Origin of the sequence: Pseudomonas sp. SW-3 (assembly GCF_016615645.1) — a bacterium.
GTDB classification, from domain to species: domain Bacteria; phylum Pseudomonadota; class Gammaproteobacteria; order Pseudomonadales; family Pseudomonadaceae; genus Aquipseudomonas; species Aquipseudomonas mandelii.
On the sequence record NZ_CP067098.1, the window covers coordinates 6,097,274 to 6,116,503 of the forward strand.

23 protein-coding genes are annotated in these 19,230 nt (G+C 60.8%); 17 read left to right on the forward strand and 6 right to left on the reverse strand.

The features are described 5' to 3' along the window. Positions 1-49: 49 nt before the first annotated feature. From JIO00_RS27660 to pilG, 4 genes are all read right to left on the reverse strand, one after another. Positions 50-2,107, reverse strand: a complete 2,058-nt coding sequence (locus tag JIO00_RS27660; protein ID WP_010466865.1) for a methyl-accepting chemotaxis protein — start codon at positions 2,105-2,107, stop codon at positions 50-52. A 147-nt stretch (positions 2,108-2,254) separates the two neighbouring features. Beyond that, positions 2,255-2,794: a chemotaxis protein CheW gene (locus JIO00_RS27665; protein WP_010466863.1), complete on the reverse strand. Its 540-nt coding sequence runs from the start codon at positions 2,792-2,794 to the stop codon at positions 2,255-2,257. 10 nt (positions 2,795-2,804) lie between these two features. Further along, positions 2,805-3,170 carry a twitching motility response regulator PilH gene (gene pilH, locus JIO00_RS27670; protein ID WP_027926574.1) on the reverse strand — a complete coding sequence of 122 codons (366 nt, stop codon included), beginning with the start codon at positions 3,168-3,170 and terminating at the stop codon, positions 2,805-2,807. A 57-nt stretch (positions 3,171-3,227) separates the two neighbouring features. Then, the gene (pilG, locus tag JIO00_RS27675) at positions 3,228-3,632 is read right to left on the reverse strand and encodes a twitching motility response regulator PilG (protein ID WP_010466861.1); all 405 of its coding nucleotides are present in this window, start codon (positions 3,630-3,632) and stop codon (positions 3,228-3,230) included. Positions 3,633-3,867: 235 nt separating this feature from the next. Here pilG and gshB point away from each other — a divergent pair, with 235 nt between their 5' ends. The 7 genes from gshB to JIO00_RS27710 all read left to right on the forward strand — a co-directional run bounded on the left by gshB (position 3,868) and on the right by JIO00_RS27710 (position 9,954). After that, complete coding sequence (gene gshB / locus JIO00_RS27680; RefSeq protein WP_200667242.1) at positions 3,868-4,839, forward strand: glutathione synthase; 972 nt, start codon at positions 3,868-3,870, stop codon at positions 4,837-4,839. 106 nt (positions 4,840-4,945) lie between these two features. Further along, a complete protein-coding gene (locus JIO00_RS27685; RefSeq protein WP_083375545.1) occupies positions 4,946-5,845 on the forward strand; it encodes an energy transducer TonB in 900 nt (299 codons plus the stop codon). A gap of 215 nt (positions 5,846-6,060) precedes the next feature. After that, entirely contained in the window at positions 6,061-6,633 is a 573-nt protein-coding gene (locus tag JIO00_RS27690; protein WP_077747229.1) for a YqgE/AlgH family protein, read from the forward strand. Further along, positions 6,633-7,070, forward strand: coding sequence for a Holliday junction resolvase RuvX (gene ruvX, locus JIO00_RS27695; RefSeq protein WP_005792259.1), 438 nt, complete (start codon positions 6,633-6,635; stop codon positions 7,068-7,070). Before JIO00_RS27690 ends, ruvX begins: the two co-directional genes overlap by 1 nt. An 80-nt stretch (positions 7,071-7,150) precedes the next feature. After that, positions 7,151-7,654, forward strand: a complete 504-nt coding sequence (pyrR, locus tag JIO00_RS27700; RefSeq protein ID WP_010466851.1) for a bifunctional pyr operon transcriptional regulator/uracil phosphoribosyltransferase PyrR — start codon at positions 7,151-7,153, stop codon at positions 7,652-7,654. Between the two features lie 27 nt (positions 7,655-7,681). Next, positions 7,682-8,686, forward strand: coding sequence for an aspartate carbamoyltransferase catalytic subunit (locus JIO00_RS27705; protein ID WP_007897943.1), 1,005 nt, complete (start codon positions 7,682-7,684; stop codon positions 8,684-8,686). Continuing rightward, positions 8,683-9,954: a dihydroorotase gene (locus JIO00_RS27710; RefSeq protein ID WP_010466848.1), complete on the forward strand. Its 1,272-nt coding sequence runs from the start codon at positions 8,683-8,685 to the stop codon at positions 9,952-9,954. The genes JIO00_RS27705 and JIO00_RS27710 overlap by 4 nt, the downstream gene beginning before the upstream one ends. 93 nt (positions 9,955-10,047) lie before the next feature. Here the strand turns inward: JIO00_RS27710 and JIO00_RS27715 are convergent, their stop codons facing one another. Then, complete coding sequence (locus JIO00_RS27715; protein ID WP_010466845.1) at positions 10,048-10,479, reverse strand: NINE protein; 432 nt, start codon at positions 10,477-10,479, stop codon at positions 10,048-10,050. Positions 10,480-10,728: 249 nt separating this feature from the next. Here JIO00_RS27715 and JIO00_RS27720 point away from each other — a divergent pair, with 249 nt between their 5' ends. After that, positions 10,729-11,346, forward strand: coding sequence for a C40 family peptidase (locus JIO00_RS27720; RefSeq protein WP_077747226.1), 618 nt, complete (start codon positions 10,729-10,731; stop codon positions 11,344-11,346). Between the two features lie 132 nt (positions 11,347-11,478). Here the strand turns inward: JIO00_RS27720 and JIO00_RS27725 are convergent, their stop codons facing one another. After that, on the reverse strand, positions 11,479-12,513 hold the full coding sequence (locus tag JIO00_RS27725) for a type IV pilus twitching motility protein PilT (RefSeq protein WP_010466841.1): 1,035 nt from the start codon (positions 12,511-12,513) through the stop codon (positions 11,479-11,481). 57 nt (positions 12,514-12,570) lie between these two features. On the opposite strand from JIO00_RS27725, the gene JIO00_RS27730 reads away from it, so the two are divergent. The 9 genes from JIO00_RS27730 to hemW all read left to right on the forward strand — a co-directional run bounded on the left by JIO00_RS27730 (position 12,571) and on the right by hemW (position 19,224). Next, positions 12,571-13,257: a YggS family pyridoxal phosphate-dependent enzyme gene (locus tag JIO00_RS27730; RefSeq protein WP_010466839.1), complete on the forward strand. Its 687-nt coding sequence runs from the start codon at positions 12,571-12,573 to the stop codon at positions 13,255-13,257. A gap of 34 nt (positions 13,258-13,291) precedes the next feature. Then, entirely contained in the window at positions 13,292-14,110 is an 819-nt protein-coding gene (gene proC, locus JIO00_RS27735) for a pyrroline-5-carboxylate reductase (protein ID WP_200667244.1), read from the forward strand. Positions 14,111-14,134: 24 nt separating this feature from the next. Beyond that, the gene (locus JIO00_RS27740; protein WP_169857150.1) at positions 14,135-14,722 is read left to right on the forward strand and encodes a YggT family protein; all 588 of its coding nucleotides are present in this window, start codon (positions 14,135-14,137) and stop codon (positions 14,720-14,722) included. Continuing rightward, positions 14,722-15,018: a DUF167 domain-containing protein gene (locus tag JIO00_RS27745; RefSeq protein WP_008007416.1), complete on the forward strand. Its 297-nt coding sequence runs from the start codon at positions 14,722-14,724 to the stop codon at positions 15,016-15,018. Before JIO00_RS27740 ends, JIO00_RS27745 begins: the two co-directional genes overlap by 1 nt. A gap of 182 nt (positions 15,019-15,200) precedes the next feature. Then, on the forward strand, positions 15,201-16,340 hold the full coding sequence (gene metX, locus JIO00_RS27750) for a homoserine O-succinyltransferase MetX (protein ID WP_010466830.1): 1,140 nt from the start codon (positions 15,201-15,203) through the stop codon (positions 16,338-16,340). 7 nt (positions 16,341-16,347) lie between these two features. Next, positions 16,348-16,968 (forward strand): methionine biosynthesis protein MetW, encoded by a 621-nt coding sequence (gene metW, locus JIO00_RS27755; RefSeq protein WP_010466828.1) that lies wholly within the window; start codon positions 16,348-16,350, stop codon positions 16,966-16,968. A 26-nt stretch (positions 16,969-16,994) separates the two neighbouring features. Beyond that, positions 16,995-17,429, forward strand: coding sequence for a DUF4426 domain-containing protein (locus tag JIO00_RS27760; RefSeq protein ID WP_077747223.1), 435 nt, complete (start codon positions 16,995-16,997; stop codon positions 17,427-17,429). Continuing rightward, the gene (gene rdgB / locus JIO00_RS27765) at positions 17,426-18,022 is read left to right on the forward strand and encodes an RdgB/HAM1 family non-canonical purine NTP pyrophosphatase (RefSeq protein WP_077747222.1); all 597 of its coding nucleotides are present in this window, start codon (positions 17,426-17,428) and stop codon (positions 18,020-18,022) included. The genes JIO00_RS27760 and rdgB overlap by 4 nt, the downstream gene beginning before the upstream one ends. Then, positions 18,019-19,224, forward strand: a complete 1,206-nt coding sequence (gene hemW / locus JIO00_RS27770; protein ID WP_234452915.1) for a radical SAM family heme chaperone HemW — start codon at positions 18,019-18,021, stop codon at positions 19,222-19,224. Before rdgB ends, hemW begins: the two co-directional genes overlap by 4 nt. Positions 19,225-19,230: the final 6 nt, after the last annotated feature.

Here is a 19,230-nt window from a genome sequence, read left to right on the forward strand (position 1 = left end):
ACTCCAAATCACTGCTCTACTCAAAAAAACCCGAACGCCTGCGGGCGCTTCACACTTTATCCGCCGCCTGCGCCTTGGCCGCCGGCAAGGTGAAACCGGACACCGAGCGCCGCAGCTGACTGGCCATTTTCGCCAGGTTGCCAATGCTTTCGGCGGTGGCGGTCGAGCCCGACGAAGTCTGCGTGGTGATCTGCTGGATCACGTTCATCGTCAGGGAAATCTGACCGGCTGAAGACGTCTGCTGCTGCGCAGCGTTGGAAATACTCTGGATCAACGCCGCCAGGGTCTTCGACACGCCTTCGATTTCTTCCAGGGCCACACCGGCATCCTGCGCCAGACGCGCGCCGCGCACCACTTCGGTGGTGGTCTGTTCCATGGAAATCACGGCTTCGTTGGTGTCGGTCTGGATCGCTCGCACCAGGGTTTCGATCTGCCGGGTAGCGGCGGACGAACGCTCGGCCAGACGCTGCACTTCATCGGCCACCACTGCAAAACCGCGCCCGGCATCACCGGCCATCGAGGCCTGGATCGCCGCGTTGAGCGCAAGGATGTTGGTCTGATCGGCAATGTCATCGATCAGGCTGACAATGTCGCCGATTTCCTGAGAGGACTCGCCCAGACGCTTGATGCGCTTGGCGGTGTCCTGGATCTGCTCGCGAATGTTGTCCATGCCGTGGATGGTGTTGTGCACCACCTCGTTGCCCTTGTTGGCGATTTCCACCGAACGTTCCGCCACCGCCGAGGACTCGGCAGCGTTGGCGGAGACCTGGTCGATGGACTGGGCCATGTCGTTGATCGCGGTGGAGGCTTCGCTGATCTGTTGCGCCTGATGTTCCGACGCCTGGGCCAGGTGCATCGCCGTGGCCTGGGTTTCCTGCACGGCGGCGGCGACCTGGCCAGCGGTGAGGTTGATGGTCGCCACCAGGTCGCGCAGTTGATCAACGGAATAGTTGATCGAGTCGGCGATGGTCCCGGTGAAGTCTTCGGTCACCGAGGCCGTCACGGTGAGGTCGCCGTCGGCGAGGTCTTCGATCTCGTCGAGCAGGCGCATGATCGCGGTCTGGTTGCGCTCGTTCTTCTCGGCGGTTTCGCGCAGCTGGCGGTTGGTTTCGCGCACCATCACAAGGCCGATAAGAATGATCGACATCAGCGCCAACAGGCCCAGCACGTAGCCGCCAATGGTGTCGGTGTCGCGCCCGCCGGCAAGGTTTTCGAACCCGCTGGCCAGGTGCGAGGCTTCGTCGAGCAGGGTCTGCGACAAGGTGAAGATGTTGGTCGCCGATTCGCGAACCTTGAACAGCTCCGGCGAGGTTTCGAGGATTTCATCCACAGAGCCGGAAACAAACTCGAACAGCTCGGAAATCTCGGTCAAGCGGGCACGCGCATCGCGGTCTTCGACCTGGCTGACTCGCAGCGACGTATTGCCCTGGAGCATGCCATTGAGTACCTGGCCGAATCGCGCGGCGTCGCGACCGAACGCGTCGGCGGCCTGTTGTGAATTTTCATCGCCGGACAGCACGGTGTTCACCGCGCCCAGGATGCGTTCGGCCAGCAGCGACTGACGCTGGGCCATGGCCACCTGAGCGGCCGGCGCGCCGCGCTGCAAGAGGATTTCGACGACTTTTTCGTATTCGACCTGCAACTGCGGCACGGTTTCGGCCAGCGTCGCGGCGACCTGATGCAGCGAGAGTACGGTCTGCTCGCTGGAGAGGATGGCGTCGGTGTTTTTCAGCAGCCGTTCCCAGTCCAGCTGAACGGCGCGCATTTCCGGGCGCACGGCGGACGGCGCTGGCGGCAGGCCGGTGGCCGGGTCGCCCTTCTTCAAGTAACCCCAGCGTTGGGCGAAGTCGTTGCGTGCATCGCTCAGCAGCTTGAACGCTGCCGCCTTGCCGGCAGCGGCTTCGGTGGCGTTTTTGGCGATGCGTTGGGACAGCACGCGCAGTTCGCCGGCGTGGCCGATGTACTGTTTGTCATACGTGGCTTGCGTGTTGAGGTAAGCGAAGTTGGCAAACAGCAGCATGATGAAGATGATCAGCGCGATGAACAGCACGATGATCTGCGAGCGGCTGCGCGATCCTTCTGGCTTGCCTGTTTTTGTTTTTATCATCGGTCCTCGCCTGTACTGCCTGATTCAACGACGCCCTTGCAAGAGCGAGGCTTGCCCGCGAAGCAGGCGCTACGGTCTTACGGGAACACCGCGTTTTCGTTCTTCGCGGGCAAGCCTCGCTCCTGCAGGATTGGGGCGTCGCCTTGATTACAGCGCTACATGCATAAAGCTTTGCGACTGCGCCAGCGTAAACGGGCTGAATATTTGCCACGTCTGCTCACGCTGAAACCGGCCCTGGACGAACGCGGCAATCGGCCCGTGCAGATCGGCCATCGACACCGGTTCCAGACTGTCCTGGGCAAAGTGCTGCAAGCCGAAGACTTCGTCGACCATCAACCCGGCAAACACTTCACCGTGCTCCACCACCAACACCCGCCGCTGTTTGCGCAGGGTCGACTGCTCATGTCCGAAGAAGCTGCACAAATCCATGATCGGCAGCAATCGTCCGCGCAAGTTGGCCACACCCTTGACCCAGGGTTTGACGCCCGGCAACTGGGTGAAACGCGGTTCGTGCAGGACCTCGCTGACTTCGCCCATGGGCGCGACGTACCAGTTTTCGCCCAAGCGAAAGCCGATGCCGCTCCAGCGGTCCTGTCGGGTTGGCTGGGATGGCAGGTCCGCCGCCAGCAGACGACAGCGCTGGTCAATCTGCAGCAGCAGTTCGAAAGCCGTCAGCGACTCGGTCATGGCCGGACGATCAACCGGCCAGCACGTTGTTCAGGGTTTTGATCAGGGTCTCTTCGTCGACCGGTTTGGTCAGGTAATCCTTGGCGCCCTGGCGTGTGCCCCAGACTTTGTCGGTTTCCTGATCCTTGGTGGTGATGATGATCACCGGGATGTGCCCGGTGTCCGGGTCTTTGGTCAACTGGCGGGTCGCCTGGAAACCGTTGAGGCCGGGCATGACGATGTCCATGAGCACCGCGTCGGGTTTTTCCTGACGGGCCAGGGCCACGCCGTCGGCGCCGTTTTCGGCTTTCAACACTTCATGACCGTGCTTTTCCAGCATGCCGGTCAGTTTGTACATTTCGGTCGGCGAATCATCGACGATCAGAATACGTGCCATGGTCTTCCCCATTCTTGTCAACGCCGGGCCCGCTGGCCGAGCGTCACTGTGCGTGTCCTACTGCGGCAAAACGGCGGCGAAGCCCGGTACATGGGCCTGGATCGCGTTCAGCAGTTCTTCCTTGCTGAAAGGCTTGGTCAAAAACTGGTCGGAGCCGACGATGCGCCCCTTGGCCTTGTCGAACAGCCCGTCCTTGGACGACAGCATAATCACTGGCGTGGACTTGAACGCACTGTGGTTCTTGATCAACGCGCAGGTCTGATAGCCATCCAGGCGCGGCATCATGATGTCGACAAAGATGATGCCGGGATGGTTATCGGCAATCTTGGCCAGGGCATCGAAACCATCGATGGCCGTGATGACTTCACAACCCACGTTTTTCAACAGCGTTTCGGCGGTACGACGAATCGTCTTCGAATCGTCGATCACCATGACCTTCAAGGCGCTGGAATGCTGTTCCATAAATGCTCTACCGTCGCCTTTGCGAATCAAATTGTCCGTTTACGGACCTTCGGTGGCTCGAAACCCTTGATGTTCAAGGGCCAGCACGACATGGCAGCCTTTTTAGCACAGTCTCCAACACCAATCTATCGGGCGACTGACACGGTGGTTTTTCCTTGACCGGGAACACACTGGGCGCCAATCTGACGCCACTTTTTCGTGTCCATCCGGACCACCCCAATTCGAGGAAAAACCCATGAGCGTTCGCGTCGGGATTGTCATGGACCCTATTGCCAGCATCTCCTATAAAAAGGATAGCTCGCTGGCCATGCTGCTGGCCGCACAGAAGCGCGGCTGGGAACTGTTCTATATGGAACAGAGCGATTTGTACCAGGCCGAAGGTGAAGCCCGAGCGCGGATGCGTCCGCTGAAAGTCTTCGCCAACCCGGAAAAATGGTTCGAACTGGAAGCCGAGACCGACGCGCTGCTGAGCGATCTTGACGTGATCCTGATGCGCAAGGATCCGCCATTCGACATGGAGTTCGTCTACTCCACGTACCTGCTGGAGCAAGCCGAGCGCGCTGGCGTGCTGGTGGTCAACAAGCCGCAAAGCCTGCGCGATTGCAACGAAAAGCTGTTCGCCACGCTGTTCCCGCAGTGCACGCCGCCGACCATCGTCAGCCGTCGCCCGGACGTGCTGCGCGAGTTCGCCGATCACCACGGCGATGTGATCCTCAAGCCGCTGGACGGCATGGGCGGCTCGTCGATCTTCCGTCACACCGTCGGCCACCCGAACCTGTCGGTGATCCTCGAAACCCTGACCTTGCATGGCAAGCAGCAGATCATGATCCAGGGTTACTTGCCGGCAATCGTCGATGGCGACAAACGCATCCTGATGATCGACGGCGAACCCGTGGATTACTGCCTGGCACGCATCCCGGCCGCCGGTGAAACCCGTGGCAACCTGGCGGCCGGCGGTCGTGGCGAAGCCCGCCCGTTGACCGACAAGGATCGCTGGATCGCTGCTCAGGTCGGCCCGACCCTGCGTGAGAAAGGCCTGCTGTTCGTGGGTCTGGACGTGATTGGTGAGCACCTCACCGAAATCAACGTCACCAGCCCGACCTGCATTCGCGAGATTGATAATGCGTTTGGCACCGACATCGGCGGCATGCTGATGGATGCCATAGAGAAGCAGCTGCAAGCTTCAAGCCGCAAGCCGCAAGCTTGAAGCTGACGCCCTACAGCTTGTCGCTTGATACTTGTAGCTTGAAGCTAAAAACCAACATTGCGTTATCATGCCGAGCCCGTAAAAACGCGATGTTGGTTTTTTTGTCATGACACTTCCGTCCGATCTGCCCCCTGAACTCGCCCATCGTGGCGTGCGCCCGGCCGATCGCCTCGGATTTACCCTGTTTCTAGCGGCGCTGATTCACCTGGCCTTGCTGTTGGGCGTCGGGTTCACGATGGTCGAACCCAAGCAGATCAGCAAAACCCTGGAAATCACCCTCGCCACCTTCAAAAGCGAAAAGAAGCCTGCGAAAGCTGATTTCCTTGCCCAAGAGAATCAGGAAGGCAGCGGCACCCTGGATAAAAAGGCGATTCCCAAGACCACCGAGGTCGCGCCCTTCCAGGACAACAAGGTGCAGAAAGTCACGCCACCGCCGGCCGCCAAGCCGCCAGTGCCGGAAGCCGCGCCAAAGGCTGCCGTGACCACGGTCGCGCCGAAGCCGAAAAAAGCCCCGGCCAAGAACGAAGAGATCAAGCCGATAACCAAGCCTGCGGTGGCGGCGCCGACGTTCGACACTGAACAGCTGTCCAGCGACATCGCCAGCCTGGAAGCGGAACTGGCCAACGAACAACAGCTGTACGCCAAGCGCCCGCGAATCCACCGCCTGAGCGCTGCTTCGACCATGAAAGACAAGGGCGCCTGGTATAAGGACGAATGGCGCAAGAAGGTCGAGCGCATCGGCAACCTGAATTACCCCGACGAAGCGCGGCGCAAGCAGATCTACGGCAATTTGCGCCTGATGGTTTCGATCAACCGCGATGGCTCGCTGTATGAAGTGCTGGTGCTGGAATCCTCCGGGCAACCGCTGCTGGATCAGGCGGCGCAGCGGATTGTGCGGCTGGCGGCACCGTTTTCACCGTTTACCGGGGATTTGTCGGACATTGATCGGCTGGAGATCATCCGCACATGGAAATTCGCCCGTGGGGACCGGTTGTCCAGTAATTGATCAATTGATTTGTGGTGATTGAGCCGGCGCCTTCGCGTGCAAGCCTCGCGTCTACAGGTCATGCGCCACTTTTGCGGTACATACCGAACCTGTAGGAGCGAGGCTTGCACGCGAAGAGGCCCTCAAGCAAAACCCGGATCAAAAGACACCCGCCCAGGCATTTCCTGTGCATCCCCAGCTTGTCAGTTCGCCCCTCCAACGCCACACTAGCGCTCATGAAGAACGTCAGCCCCAGCTACCTCAAGCATCACTTCCTGATCGCCATGCCTCACATGGCCGACCCGAACTTTGCGCACACCTTGACCTACATCGTCGAGCACACGGCCAATGGTGCCATGGGGCTGGTGGTCAACCGCCCGCAAGACCTGAATCTGGCCGATATCCTCGAGCAATTGCGCCCCGACATCGAACCGCCGGTGCTCTGCCAGCATGTGCCGATCTTCATCGGCGGCCCGGTGCAGACCGACCGTGGTTTTGTCCTGCACCCTTCGGGCAAGACCTTTCAGGCGACCGTTGATCTGGAAGGCGACCTTTCCTTGTCCACCTCCCAGGACGTGCTGTTCGCCATCGCTGACGGCGTCGGCCCGGCCAAAAGCGTCATTGCCCTCGGTTACGCTGGCTGGGAAGCCGGACAGCTTGAAGCCGAACTGGCGCAGAACGCCTGGCTGACCTGTCCGTTTGACGCCGACATCCTGTTCAACACCAGCAGCGAACTGCGCCTGGATGCAGCGGCCAAGCACCTCGGGGTCAATCTCAGCCTGCTGACCAGCCAGGCGGGCCACGCCTGATGGCCCTGCGACTGATTCTGGGTTTTGACTACGGCACCAAACAGATCGGCGTTGCGGTCGGCCAGGTGATTACCGGTCAGGCCCGCGAGCTGTGCACCTTGAAGGCGCAAAACGGTATTCCCGACTGGAACCAAGTCGAAGCCCTCATTAAAGAGTGGAAGCCCGACGCCGTGGTCGTCGGCCTGCCCCTGAACATGGACGGCACGCCGAGCGACATGTGCCTGCGCGCGGAGAAATTCGCCCGACGCCTCAATGGCCGCTACAACCTGCCCTTCTATACGCACGACGAACGCCTGACCACCTTCGAAGCCAAAGGCGAGCGGCGTGATCGCGGCGGGCAAAAAGGCAGTTACCGCGACAACCCGGTCGACGCCATCGCCGCCGCCCTGCTGTTGCAAGGCTGGCTCGACGAAAACACCGCACTGTTCGAATCCTGAAGCGCCGTCACAGCGTCTCTCTTAGCTACAACCCGAGCCAAACCCCGCACGCACCGGCTCGGGCCCAAGAAGGAGCAACCATGAGCCTGCCCAATCCCGCCGAACTGATCAGCCAGATGGCGATCCGTCTCAAGGCACATCTGGAACACCGTGGCATCAGCGAACCGCGTTACATCGGCATTCGTACCGGCGGCGTCTGGGTCGCCCAGGCGTTGCTCGATGAACTGGGCAGTGATGCGCCCCTCGGCACCCTGGACGTGTCCTTCTACCGCGACGATTTCAGCCAGAACGGCCTGCACCCGCAAGTGCGCCCGTCCGCCCTGCCGTTCGAAATCGAAGGCCAGCACCTGGTGCTGATCGACGACGTGTTGATGAGCGGTCGAACCATCCGCGCCGCCATGAATGAACTGTTCGACTACGGCCGCCCGGCTAGCGTGACGCTGGTGTGCCTGCTGGACCTCGATGCCGGCGAGTTGCCGATCCGCCCGAACGTGGTCGGTGCGACGCTGACGCTTGCGGCTCACGAGCGGGTAAAGCTGTCCGGCCCGGAGCTCAAGCTCGAACTGCAAGACCTCGCCCTTTAATCCGCCCTATTGAGAGTCCCCCTCGCGATGACGCCTCTAGAAACCAAGCGCCCGCTGCAGCTCAATGATCAGGGCCAGCTGCGCCACTTCCTCTCGCTCGACGGTTTGCGCCGCGAGTTGCTGACGGAAATCCTCGACACCGCCGACTCGTTCCTCGAAGTCGGCGCCCGGGCGGTGAAGAAAGTCCCGTTGCTGCGCGGCAAGACCGTGTGCAACGTGTTCTTCGAGAACTCCACCCGCACCCGCACCACCTTCGAGCTGGCGGCCCAACGGCTATCGGCCGACGTCATCACGCTGAACGTGTCGACCTCGTCGGCGAGCAAGGGCGAAACCCTGCTCGACACCCTGCGCAACCTGGAAGCCATGGCCGCCGACATGTTCGTCGTGCGTCACGGTGATTCAGGTGCGGCGCACTTCATTGCCGAACATGTCTGCCCGCAAGTGGCGATCATCAACGGCGGCGACGGCCGTCATGCGCACCCGACCCAGGGCATGCTCGACATGCTGACGATCCGCCGGCACAAGGGCGGCTTTGAAAACCTCTCCGTGGCCATCGTCGGCGACATCCTGCACTCGCGGGTGGCGCGCTCGAACATGCTGGCGCTGAAAACCCTCGGCTGCCCGGACATCCGTGTGATCGCGCCGAAAACCCTGCTGCCGATCGGCATCGAGCAATACGGCGTGAAGGTGTACACCGACATGACCGAAGGCCTGAAAGACGTCGATGTGGTGATCATGCTGCGCCTGCAACGCGAACGCATGACCGGCGGCCTGCTACCGAGCGAGGGCGAGTTCTACCGCCTGTTCGGCCTGACCACCGCGCGCCTGGCCGGGGCCAAGCCGGACTGCATCGTCATGCACCCGGGGCCGATCAACCGTGGGGTGGAGATTGAGTCGGCGGTGGCCGACGGTCCGCACTCGGTGATCCTCAACCAGGTCACCTACGGCATCGCGATTCGTATGGCCGTTTTGTCCATGGCCATGAGCGGGCAGACTGCGCAACGTCAATTCGAGCAGGAGAACGCCCAGTGAAGCTCAGCATTCTCGGCGCACGTGTCATCGATCCGGCCACAGGCCTGGATCAAGTTACCGATATCCATATTGAAGCCTGCAAGGTCGTTGCCCTGGGCGCCGCGCCCGCCGGTTTTGTGCCCGTCGACACCATTGACGCCAAAGGCCTGGTGGCCGCCCCTGGCCTGGTTGACCTGAACGTCGCCCTGCGCGAGCCGGGCTACAGCCGCAAAGGCTCGATCATCAGCGAAACCCGCGCCGCCGCGGCCGGTGGCGTCACCAGCCTGTGCTGCCCGCCGAAAACCAAACCGGTGCTCGATACTTCGGCCGTGGCCGAACTGATCCTCGACCGCGCCCGAGAGGCCGGCAACACCAAAGTCTTCCCGATCGGCGCCCTGAGCAAAGGCCTGGACGGCGAACAGCTGGCCGAACTGGTCGCTTTGCGCGATGCCGGCTGCGTGGCCTTCGGCAACGGTCTGGAGAGCTTCCGCAACACCCGCACGTTGTGCCGGGCGCTGGAATACGCGGCGACCTTCGACCTGACGGTGATTTTCAACTCTCAGGATCATGATCTGGCCGAAGGTGGTTTGGCCCACGAAGGCCCGACCGCCAGTTTCCTCGGCTTGCCGGGCATTCCGGAAACCGCCGAGACCGTGGCCCTGGCCCGGGACCTGCTGCTGGTCGAGCAAAGCGGCGTGCGTGCGCACTTCAGCCAGCTCACCAGCGCTCGCGGCGTGGCGCTGATCGCTCAGGCCCAGGCCCGTGGCCTGCCGGTGACCGCCGATGTGGCGTTGTATCAACTGATCCTGACCGACGAAGCGCTGATCGACTTCAGCAGCCTCTATCACGTCCAGCCGCCGCTGCGCACCCGCGCCGACCGCGATGGCTTGCGTGCAGCGGTGAAGTCGGGGGTGGTTTCGGCCATCTCCAGCCATCACCAGCCCCACGAACGGGATGCCAAACTGGCACCGTTTGGCGCGACCGAGCCGGGCATCAGCAGCGTTGAACTGCTGCTGCCGCTGGCGATGACGCTGGTGGAGGATGGGCTGCTGGATCTGCCAACGTTGTTGGCGCGCCTCAGCACCGGGCCTGCCGAGGCGTTGCGCTTGCCGGCGGGCAAGTTAGCCGTAGGCGGGCCGGCGGACATCGTGCTGTTTGATCCGGCGGCTTCGACCGTGGCCGGTGAGACCTGGCTGTCCAAGGGTGAAAACTGCCCGTTCATTGGGCATAGCCTGCCAGGCGTCGTGCGCTACACCCTGGTGGATGGACGGATCAGCCACCAGTCTTGAGCTGGGCTGTCCCAATCGCTAGCAGGGCTAGCTCCCACGCAGGATCTGTGAACAACACAAATCCCCTGTGGGAGCTAGCCTGCTGGCGATGGTTTACTGGAAAGTGCCGCGATTCTGCGCGTTACGCACAGACACCTGGTCATTCAGCGTCCAGAAGTCATACAGCACCCCCAGAAAGAACAACCCGCCCGTCACCAGGTACAGCAAACCGCTGAGCCACTTCCCCTGATACATCCGGTGTACGCCGAAGACACCGAGAAACGTCAGCAGAATCCACGCTACGTTGTACTCGATGGGTCCGGCGGTAAAACGCAGGTCCGCTTCACGGTCCATGGCCGGGATCAGGAAGATGTCGATCAGCCAGCCAATACCCAGCAAACCGAAGGTGAAAAACCAGATCGTCCCGGTCACCGGCTTGCCGTAATAGAAGCGGTGAGCCCCGGTAAAACCAAAAATCCACAGCAGGTAGCCGATCACTTTGCTGTGTGTATCTTGCTGCTGGCCAGCCTGTTGATAGGTGTTCATGAAGGACCTCGATTCACACGATAGATAAATATTCTTGAATTCTTTGTGACTTTTTTACAGGTTGCCGACGTATGGCACATGCTACCTTCGGTTGCGTCAAAGCCTTATACCACCTGACTTCTGTCCGACAATTGCGTCCATTTGCCGCTTATTTGGTTCCGTTGACCACAAGTTGAATCGACCAACGGCCTCGGAAGGGCAAAAAAAGCTGTTATAAAGTTGCGCGCTAACCCATATGAGCCTTGCCTAATGCGTCCATTTTTCAAGACATGGCTAACCATTTGCCTTTTGATGCCACTGGCCGCCCACGCCACCAATCGTGAGCAACGTCTTCCAAACGTTAATGGTTACACCCAAAAATCCCATGTTTCTGCTCCTTCGAGCAAAAACAAGAAAACCGAAAAACGTGCTCCACAGCTGGCTAGTAAAAGCAGCCTTGTTCCGCCGATGGCGACCAAGGAAAGCAGCAACGTGCTGAGTCGCGCCGTCAACGTCCTCGGTACACCTTACCGTTGGGGCGGCAGCAGCCCAAGTAAAGGGTTCGATTGCAGCGGCCTGGTGAAATACGCGTTCAATGACGCCACGTTCGACCTGCCACGCACGTCCAATGCCATGGCCAGCGGTCATGGCGAGAAAGTCGATCGCAAGGATCTGAAGCCGGGCGACCTGATTTTCTTCAACATCAAGAGCCGTCGGGTCAATCACGTTGCCATTTACCTGGGCAACGACCGTTTTATCCACGCACCGCGCCGTGGCAAGTCGGTGACCATCGACACCTTGAAGAAACCGTACTGGGAAAGCCACTACGTGGTTGCCAAGCGGGTTCTGCCGAAAGAGAAGAACACACTTCAGGTTGTTCAGCGCTGATCTGCTGACGCCTTCGCGGCTTTTGTGGCGAGGGAGCTTGCTCCCGCTGGAGTGCGCAGCGCTCCCCGTTTTTAGGTCTGCTTCGCAGCCCAGCGGGAGCAAGCTCCCTCGCCACAGGCCCGCGTTCACACCTCAGAAGTTATCCGGCGTCCGCGCCTTCTCCCGGGCATGCTCCCGGCTGATCAAGCCCTTGGTCACCAAATCCTTTAAGCACATGTCCAGCGTCTGCATCCCCAGGCTGCCCCCGGTCTGAATCGACGAGTACATCTGCGCCACCTTGTCTTCGCGGATCAGGTTACGGATCGCCGACGTGCCGAGCATGATTTCGTGCGCCGCAATGCGCCCACCGCCGATCTTCTTGATCAGGGTCTGCGACACCACCGCCAGTAACGACTCGGACAGCATCGACCGCACCATCGACTTCTCGTCCCCCGGAAACACGTCCACCACCCGGTCGATGGTCTTCGCCGCTGACGTGGTGTGCAGCGTGCCGAACACCAGGTGACCGGTCTCGGCGGCGGTCAATGCCAGGCGGATGGTCTCCAGATCACGCATCTCCCCCACCAGAATCACGTCCGGGTCTTCCCGCAACGCCGAGCGCAGGGCCGTGGCGAAGCTACGGGTATCACGGTGGACTTCGCGCTGGTTGATCAGGCATTTACGCGATTCATGGACGAATTCGATGGGGTCTTCGATGGTGAGGATGTGGTGATGGCGATGGTTGTTCAGGTAATCGATCATCGCCGCCAGGGTGGTGGACTTGCCGGAACCGGTGGGGCCGGTCACCAGCACCAGGCCGCGCGGCGCCTCGGTGATCTTGCGAAACACCTCGCCCATGCCGAGGTCGTCCATGCTCAGGACTTTCGACGGGATGGTCCGGAATACCGCACCCGCCCCCCGGTTCTGGTTGAAGGCGTTGACCCGGAAACGCGCCACGCCGGGCACTTCGAAGGAAAAATCAGTCTCCAGGTGTTTCTCGAAGTCCACCCGCTGGGTGTCGTTCATGATGTCGTAGATCAGCTCATGCACCTGTTTGTGGTCCAGGGCCGGCAGGTTGATGCGCCGCACGTCGCCGTCGACGCGAATCATCGGTGGCAGGCCGGCAGACAGGTGCAGGTCGGACGCGCCCTGTTTAGCGCTGAAGGCCAGCAGCTCAGTGATATCCATAGCGCTCCTCAATTCCAGTAGAATGCCGCCAACCTTCAAACCGCCGGCGCCTCTTTGATGTCCACGATAGCAGACAACATTCTTCAGGTTAGTTCGCGCATCCGCGCCGCCGCCCTTGCCGCCCACCGCGACGAGCACAGCGTTCAACTGCTGGCGGTGAGCAAGACCAAGCCTGCCGAGGCCGTGCGCGAGGCGTATGCCGCAGGCGTGAGCGATTTTGGCGAGAACTACTTGCAGGAAGCCTTGGGCAAACAGCTCGAATTGGCCGACCTGCCCTTGATCTGGCACTTCATCGGCCCCATTCAATCGAACAAGACTCGCGCTATCGCCGAGCACTTCGCCTGGGTGCATTCCGTGGATCGCTTGAAAATCGCACAACGCCTGTCCGAACAACGCCCTGCCGATCTGCCGCCCCTGAACATCTGCATCCAGGTCAATGTCAGCGGTGAAGCCAGCAAATCCGGCTGCACCCCGGCCGACCTGCCGGCCCTGGCCAAGTCCATCAGCGAATTGCCGCGCATCAAGTTGCGAGGGCTGATGGCGATCCCTGAGCCGACTGAAGATCGCGCCGCCCAGGATGCCGCTTTTGCTGCCGTGCAAAGCCTGCAAGCCAGCCTGAATCTGCCGCTAGACACACTTTCCATGGGCATGAGCCACGACCTCGAGTCGGCCATCGCCCAGGGTGCCACTTGGGTCCGCATCGGTACGGCCCTGTTTGGCGCCCGCGACTACGGTCAACCATGACAATGGCTGACGCCTCTCTTGATAAGGACCTGACATGAGCAAGACTCGTATTGCCTTTATCGGTGCCGGAAACATGGCCGCCAGCCTCATCGGCGGTCTTCGCGCCAAAGGCCTGGACGCCGCACAGATCCGCGCCAGCGATCCGGGCGCCGAAACCCGCGCCAAGGTGCAGGCTGAACATGGCGTTGAAGTATTCGCCGACAATGCCGATGCCATTCAAGACGCTGACGTTGTGGTGCTGGCGGTCAAGCCGCAGGCCATGAAAGCGGTGTGCGAAGCGATTCGCCCAAGCCTGAAACCGAATCAACTGGTGGTTTCGATTGCGGCCGGCATCACCTGCGCCAGCATGAACAACTGGCTCGGCGCCCAGCCGATCGTGCGCTGCATGCCCAACACCCCGGCGCTGCTGCGTCAGGGCGTAAGCGGTTTGTTTGCCACGGCCGAAGTAAACGCTGAGCAACGTCAGCAAGCCGAAGAGCTGTTGTCGGCCGTCGGCATTGCGCTGTGGCTGAACGAAGAGCAGCAACTGGACGCGGTCACCGCCGTTTCCGGCTCGGGTCCGGCGTACTTCTTCCTGCTGATCGAAGCCATGACCGCCGCTGGCGTGAAACTCGGCCTGCCAGCGGACATCGCCGCACAATTGACGGTACAAACCGCGTTGGGTGCCGCACACATGGCGGTTGCCAGTGATGTCGACGCTGCTGAATTACGCCGTCGCGTGACGTCCCCTGCGGGCACCACGGAAGCGGCAATCAAATCGTTCCAGGCCGGCGGCTTTGAAGCGCTGGTCGAAAAAGCACTCGGCGCCGCTGCGCAGCGTTCGGCCGAGATGGCTGAGCAACTTGGCCGCTAATCAGCTCTTACAAAGGAATTAATGATGCTTGGACTCAATGACGCTGCCATTTTCATAATTAAAACCCTGGGCAGCCTGTACCTGCTGATCGTACTGATGCGCTTCATCCTGCAATTGGTCCGGGCGAACTTCTACAACCCGCTCTGCCAGTTCATCGTTAAGGCCACCCAACCGCTGCTCAAGCCGCTGCGCCGGATTATCCCGAGCATGTTCGGGCTGGACATGTCGTCACTGGTATTGGCGCTGATCATTCAAATGCTGCTGATCGCGGTGATCCTGCTGCTCAAAGGCTTCATGGTCGACTGGCTGTTCCTGGTGCCATGGGCCCTGATCGCGCTCTTCTCTCTGTTCTTGAACATTATTTTCTGGGCGATGATCATCAGCGTGATTCTGTCCTGGGTCGCCCCAGGCAGCCACAACCCAGGTGCAGAACTGGTCGCGCAGATCACTGAACCAGTACTCGCCCCGTTCCGTCGGATCATTCCGAACCTGGGTGGCCTCGACATCTCGCCGATCTTCGCGTTTATCGTGATCCAGTTGCTGCAAAGCTGGCTGATCCCGCGCCTTGCGAACTTCGCCCTGATGCCGATGGGGCTGCTCGGCCTGATCTGATGAGCTACTTTCGCTGGGACGGTGATGATCTGATTCTGGAATGTCACCTGCAACCGGCAGCCCGCAGCGATGACTTCTGCGGGCTGCACGGGGATCGGCTGAAGATTCGCCTGACCGCACCGCCGGTCGAAGGCAAGGCCAACGCGTATCTGATGGCGTTTCTGGCCAAGGCGTTTGGGGTGTCCAAGAGTCAGGTCAGTTTGATCAGCGGGGAGTTGAACCGGCAGAAGCGGGTGCGGATCTGTTCGCCGAAGAAGTTGCCGGATTTGCCGGATCTGCTGCGTCCGGCAGGTTAACCGCGTCATCGTTCTTCGCGGGCAAGCCTCGCGCCTGCAAGATGACGCAATCCCTGTAGGAGCGAGGCTTGCCCGCGAATGCCACATCTCAGTCCAGCTGAATGAAATCAGGCCCGCCCTTTGCTTGCCGCTGACCCCACCGGTCTTTAGACTTACGCCTCATTTCAACGAGAGCAGGGTCGATGCCAACTGCCTTTCCCGCCGATTCTGTTGGTCTGGTGACGCCGCAAGTGGCGCACTTCAGTGAACCCCTGGCCCTGGCCTGTGGCCGTTCGCTCCCAGCTTATGACCTCATTTACGAAACCTACGGCACGCTGAACGCCACGGCGAGCAACGCCGTGCTGATCTGCCACGCCTTGTCGGGTCACCATCACGCTGCCGGCTTCCACAGCCCCGACGACCGCAAACCCGGTTGGTGGGACAGTTGCATCGGCCCCGGCAAGCCGATCGACACCAACAAATTCTTCGTGGTCAGCCTGAACAACCTCGGCGGCTGCAACGGCTCCACCGGCCCCAGCAGCATCAATCCGGAGACCGGCAAGCCGTTTGGCGCTGACTTCCCGGTCCTGACCGTGGAAGACTGGGTGCACAGCCAGGCGCGCCTGGCCGACCTGCTCGGCATTCGCCAATGGGCCGCCGTAATCGGCGGCAGCCTCGGCGGCATGCAGGCGATGCAGTGGAGCATCACCTACCCCGACCGCATTCGTCATTGTCTGGCCATCGCCTCGGCCCCCAAGTTGTCGGCGCAGAACATCGCCTTCAACGAAGTGGCGCGCCAGGCGATCCTCACCGACCCCGATTTCCACGGCGGTTCATTCCAGGAGGCCGGGGTGATCCCCAAGCGCGGTTTGATGCTGGCGCGGATGGTCGGGCACATCACCTACCTGTCGGATGACTCGATGGGCGAGAAATTCGGTCGTGGCCTCAAGAGCGAAAAGCTCAACTACGACTTCCACAGCGTCGAGTTCCAGGTTGAAAGCTACCTGCGTTATCAGGGCGAAGAGTTCTCCGGGCGTTTCGACGCTAACACGTACCTGCTGATGACCAAGGCGCTGGACTACTTCGACCCGGCAGCCAACTTCGACGATGACCTGGCGAAAACCTTCGCCAATGCCCAGGCCAAGTTCTGCGTGATGTCTTTCACCACCGACTGGCGCTTCTCCCCTGCCCGCTCGCGGGAACTGGTGAACGCACTGATGGCGGCCAAGAAGGACGTTTGCTACCTCGAGATCGACGCTCCGCAAGGCCACGACGCCTTCCTGATTCCGATCCCGCGTTACTTGCAGGCCTTCAGCAATTACATGAACCGCATTACGTTGTGAGAAAGCCATGAGAGCTGATCTGGAAATCATCCAGGAATGGATCCCCGCTGGCAGCCGCGTGCTCGACCTCGGTTGCGGCGACGGCGAACTGCTGACCTGGCTGCGCGATAACAAACAAGTGACGGGCTATGGCCTGGAAAACGATCCGGACAACATCGCCGAATGCGTGGCCAAGGGCATCAACGTGATCGAGCAGGACCTGGACAAGGGCCTCGGCAACTTCGCCAGCAACAGCTTCGACGTCGTGGTCATGACCCAGGCGCTGCAAGCCGTGCATTACCCGGACAGGATCCTCGACGAAATGCTGCGGGTCGGCCGCCAGTGCATCATCACCTTCCCCAACTTCGGTCACTGGCGCTGCCGCTGGTACCTGGCGAGCAAGGGCCGGATGCCGGTGTCGGAGTTTCTGCCATACACCTGGTACAACACGCCGAACATCCACTTCTGCACCTTCGAAGACTTTGAAGCGTTGTGTCGCGAACGTGAAGCCAAGGTCATTGATCGGCTGGCCGTGGATCAACAACACCGCCACGGGTGGGCCAGTAAGCTATGGCCTAATCTATTAGGTGAAATCGGTATTTACCGCGTCAGCAGCCCAGGGTTGCAGGATCACAAAATCGCGGTCTGAACCACGACATTCCAAGGAGAACGATCATGGGTCGTCTAGCGCTGTTTGTACTTACTGCCTGCCTGAGCGTCACGGCCATGGCCGCCGACGTCATCAAAGGTGATCGTCAGGAGAAGTTTGGTGATGTGACGGTGCATTACAACACCTTCAACTCGACCTTTCTGACCCCTGATATCGCTAAAGCCGCGGAGCTCACCCGTAGCAAGAATCAAGGCGTGATCAACGTTTCGGTAATCAAGGAAGGCAAACCCCAGATGGCTCAGGTCAGCGGGACGGTCAAAGACCTGACCAGCCAAAGTGTGCCGCTGAAATTCAAACAGATCACCGAACAGGGCGCGATCTACTACATCGCCCAGTTCCCGGTGGATCAGCAGGAAGTCCGCACCTTCGAGATCAAGGTGCAGAACGGCGATAAAATCAACACCATCAATTTCAACCAAGAGCTTTTCCCCGGCGAATGATGAACTTCACGCAACTCGTACTGGCCAGCCATAACGCCGGCAAACTCAAGGAACTCCAGGCCATGCTCGGCGAGTCGGTGCAACTGCGCTCGATCGGCGAGTTCAGCAGCGTCGAGCCTGAAGAAACCGGCCTGTCGTTCGTCGAGAATGCCATCCTCAAGGCCCGCAACGCCGCGCGCATCTCCGGTTTGCCGGCGCTGGCCGACGATTCCGGGCTAGCGGTGGATTTCCTTGGCGGTGCGCCGGGTATCTATTCGGCTCGTTACGCGGATGGCCAGGGTGATGCGGCGAACAACGCCAAACTGCTCGATGCGTTGAAGGATGTGCCGGAATCTGAGCGCGGCGCACAGTTCGTCTGCGTGCTGGCGCTGGTGCGACATGCCGACGATCCGCTGCCGATCCTCTGCGAAGGCCTGTGGCACGGGCGCATCTTGACGGCGGCCAGCGGTGAACACGGGTTTGGCTACGACCCGCTGTTCTGGGTGCCGTCGCGCGATTGCTCCAGCGCCGAGCTGAGCCCGAGCGAGAAGAACCTCATCAGCCACCGCGCCCGTGCAATGGATCTGCTGCGCCAGCGTCTAGGCCTGATATGACCCACGACTCATCCGCGTCACCGCTGATTTTCGGCGGTGCCGCCCCCTCGCCTCGGGCCGCGCTCCCCGTGCTGCCGCCCCTTGCGTTGTACATCCACATTCCGTGGTGTGTGCGCAAATGCCCTTATTGCGACTTCAACTCCCACACTGCCAGCCCGGTGCTGCCGGAAGAAGAGTACGTCGACGCGTTGCTGGCCGACCTCGATCAGGACCTGCATGCGGTTTACGGTCGTGAGCTGAGCTCGATTTTCTTCGGTGGCGGCACGCCGAGCCTGTTCAGCGCCGAAGCCCTGGGTCGTTTGCTCAAAGGCGTCGAGCAGCGGATTGCGTTCGCCAGCGACATCGAAATCACCCTGGAAGCCAATCCGGGAACGTTCGAGCAAGAGAAATTCGTCGCCTACCGCGCGCTGGGCATCAATCGCCTGTCGATCGGTATCCAGAGTTTCCAGGAAGAAAAGCTCAAGGCCTTGGGGCGGATTCACAACGGTGACGAAGCGGTGCGAGCCGCCGGCATGGCGCGTCAGGCCGGGTTCGATAACTTCAATCTGGACTTGATGCACGGCTTGCCGGATCAGTCGCTGGACGATGCGTTGAGCGACCTGCGCCAGGCCATCGCCCTGAAGCCGACACATTTGTCCTGGTATCAACTGACGCTGGAGCCGAACACGGTGTTCTGGAACCAGCCGCCGACGCTGCCGGAAGACGACACGCTGTGGGACATTCAGGAAGCCGGTCAGGCGCTGCTTGCCGAACACGGTTACGCGCAATACGAAGTCTCGGCTTATGCTCAGCCTGGTCGCCCGGCGCGGCATAACCTCAATTACTGGAGTTTCGGCGACTTCATCGGCATCGGTGCCGGTGCCCACGGCAAGCTGAGCCATCCGGACGGGCGCATCGTGCGCACCTGGAAAACGCGCCTGCCGAAGGATTACCTGAACCCGGCGAAAAGCTTCAAGGCCGGAGAGAAAGCGCTGACCAATGACGAGCTGCCGTTCGACTTCCTGATGAACGCCCTGCGCCTGACTGAAGGCGTGGAATCGCGCCTGTATCCGGAGCGCACCGGACTGCCGCTGGAAAGCCTCGCCGAAGGCCGGCGGGAAGCCGAACAAAGCGGCCTGTTGCGGGTCGAACCGTCACGTCTGACGGCGACTGATCGCGGACAGCTGTTTCTCAATGACTTGCTGCAAACATTTCTGAGCTGATTTCAG

Bases quoted from the DNA above. Each gene is read 5' to 3' on its own strand.
- metW (WP_010466828.1), top strand. From the start codon at position 16,348: ATGAGAGCTGATCTGGAAATCATCCAGGAATGGATCCCCGCTGGCAGC.
- pilH (WP_027926574.1), bottom strand. From the start codon at position 3,170: ATGGCACGTATTCTGATCGTCGATGATTCGCCGACCGAAATGTACAAA.
- JIO00_RS27760 (WP_077747223.1), top strand. From the start codon at position 16,995: ATGGGTCGTCTAGCGCTGTTTGTACTTACTGCCTGCCTGAGCGTCACG.
- JIO00_RS27730 (WP_010466839.1), top strand. From the start codon at position 12,571: ATGTCCACGATAGCAGACAACATTCTTCAGGTTAGTTCGCGCATCCGC.
- ruvX (WP_005792259.1), top strand. From the start codon at position 6,633: ATGGCCCTGCGACTGATTCTGGGTTTTGACTACGGCACCAAACAGATC.
- pilG (WP_010466861.1), bottom strand. From the start codon at position 3,632: ATGGAACAGCATTCCAGCGCCTTGAAGGTCATGGTGATCGACGATTCG.
- proC (WP_200667244.1), top strand. From the start codon at position 13,292: ATGAGCAAGACTCGTATTGCCTTTATCGGTGCCGGAAACATGGCCGCC.
- rdgB (WP_077747222.1), top strand. From the start codon at position 17,426: ATGATGAACTTCACGCAACTCGTACTGGCCAGCCATAACGCCGGCAAA.
- metX (WP_010466830.1), top strand. From the start codon at position 15,201: ATGCCAACTGCCTTTCCCGCCGATTCTGTTGGTCTGGTGACGCCGCAA.
- JIO00_RS27745 (WP_008007416.1), top strand. From the start codon at position 14,722: ATGAGCTACTTTCGCTGGGACGGTGATGATCTGATTCTGGAATGTCAC.
- JIO00_RS27740 (WP_169857150.1), top strand. From the start codon at position 14,135: ATGCTTGGACTCAATGACGCTGCCATTTTCATAATTAAAACCCTGGGC.
- JIO00_RS27690 (WP_077747229.1), top strand. From the start codon at position 6,061: ATGAAGAACGTCAGCCCCAGCTACCTCAAGCATCACTTCCTGATCGCC.
- JIO00_RS27660 (WP_010466865.1), bottom strand. From the start codon at position 2,107: ATGATAAAAACAAAAACAGGCAAGCCAGAAGGATCGCGCAGCCGCTCG.
- JIO00_RS27705 (WP_007897943.1), top strand. From the start codon at position 7,682: ATGACGCCTCTAGAAACCAAGCGCCCGCTGCAGCTCAATGATCAGGGC.
- JIO00_RS27665 (WP_010466863.1), bottom strand. From the start codon at position 2,794: ATGACCGAGTCGCTGACGGCTTTCGAACTGCTGCTGCAGATTGACCAG.
- JIO00_RS27685 (WP_083375545.1), top strand. From the start codon at position 4,946: ATGACACTTCCGTCCGATCTGCCCCCTGAACTCGCCCATCGTGGCGTG.
- JIO00_RS27720 (WP_077747226.1), top strand. From the start codon at position 10,729: ATGCGTCCATTTTTCAAGACATGGCTAACCATTTGCCTTTTGATGCCA.
- hemW (WP_234452915.1), top strand. From the start codon at position 18,019: ATGACCCACGACTCATCCGCGTCACCGCTGATTTTCGGCGGTGCCGCC.
- pyrR (WP_010466851.1), top strand. From the start codon at position 7,151: ATGAGCCTGCCCAATCCCGCCGAACTGATCAGCCAGATGGCGATCCGT.
- JIO00_RS27715 (WP_010466845.1), bottom strand. From the start codon at position 10,479: ATGAACACCTATCAACAGGCTGGCCAGCAGCAAGATACACACAGCAAA.
- gshB (WP_200667242.1), top strand. From the start codon at position 3,868: ATGAGCGTTCGCGTCGGGATTGTCATGGACCCTATTGCCAGCATCTCC.
- JIO00_RS27725 (WP_010466841.1), bottom strand. From the start codon at position 12,513: ATGGATATCACTGAGCTGCTGGCCTTCAGCGCTAAACAGGGCGCGTCC.